This is a genomic window from Rhodoferax sp. ZS1R8, assembly GCF_056521325.1.
Genome location: NZ_JBWMBA010000208.1, coordinates 1 through 1,031 on the forward strand (window position 1 = coordinate 1; position 1,031 = coordinate 1,031).

Genomic DNA, 1,031 nt, shown 5'->3' on the forward strand with positions numbered 1-1,031 from the left:
TGTGATGCGCTCGCTGCGTGACAACCCGGAGCCGTTGTCCATCACCAGGCCATCCGTCGGAATGCCATGGGCCGCGAACCACTCGTGAATCGAACGTGCTGCGGCGTCGAGTGTGGGCTCGCCATCGACAGCAGCCTTCGCACCCAGCCGCAGGTAGGTCAACCGGGTCAAAGGGTTGTCGGAGCGTTTCATCATCCCGCGCGCCACCTCGGCAAAAGGGCGACCTTGGTGACTGGCCAGAACCATCGCCCGGGCCGGGGTCGATCCTTCCACGTCCGGGCCACTGATCTGCCCCCCGAGCTGACTCCAGATCTGGCGCACCACACGGGTGGTGACCCACTGGCGATCGACCAGGTTGAGCTCGAGCTGCTGGGTGCAATTGCGTGGAAACTGGCCCTGGAAACGCAGTTGCGGGGTGCTTTGAGACACCTGCAATTCGGGCAACGCCCAGGTGCTCTCCCATTTCGGGCATGCGTTGTCATTCAGCACTATTGAGCGGGTGTCCAAGACCAGATCGGGCAGTGCAGGGCTGGTCCGCACCGACAGGGTTGTTTCGTCCGACTGCAGCACAAACCCCAGCAGGCTGGTGTTGAGGTTCAAGGCATCCGGAATCACGTTGTACTGGAACTCCGGCGATTCATCAAACGGTGCCAGGCCGACATCCATGCGGGGCGGATGGAAGAGGTTGCGGTCTACCACCAGGCCACCCTGGATGTGGGTGACGCCTTGCTCACGCAATTGGCGCAGCATGCCCCACAGCGCACCCCAGTCCAGGTCGGTATCCGCACCACCGCGCAGGTACAAGGGGCCTTTGATGACTCCCGCTTCGGGCTTGTCGGTGGCCAGCATGTCGGTGCGGCCCCGCGCATTGGTGCCCAGGCGCTCCAGGGCGACGATGGTGGTGACCAGTTTCATGGTCGATCCGGGTTGTTGGGGCAGGTCAGAGTTCAGCCGCAAACCGCGCTTGGGGTCGGTCATGGGATAGGCGACGACGCCCAACACCGCTTCCGTCAGTCCGGCCTTTTGCAAGG

At 63.3% G+C, this 1,031-nt stretch carries 1 protein-coding gene; it reads right to left on the minus strand.

What is annotated here, in order from left to right; genetic code table 11:
* Positions 1-1,031: D-alanyl-D-alanine carboxypeptidase/D-alanyl-D-alanine endopeptidase (gene dacB, locus AC097P_RS25035; RefSeq protein ID WP_479613113.1), on the minus strand; the 1,031-nt coding region annotated here is incomplete at both ends.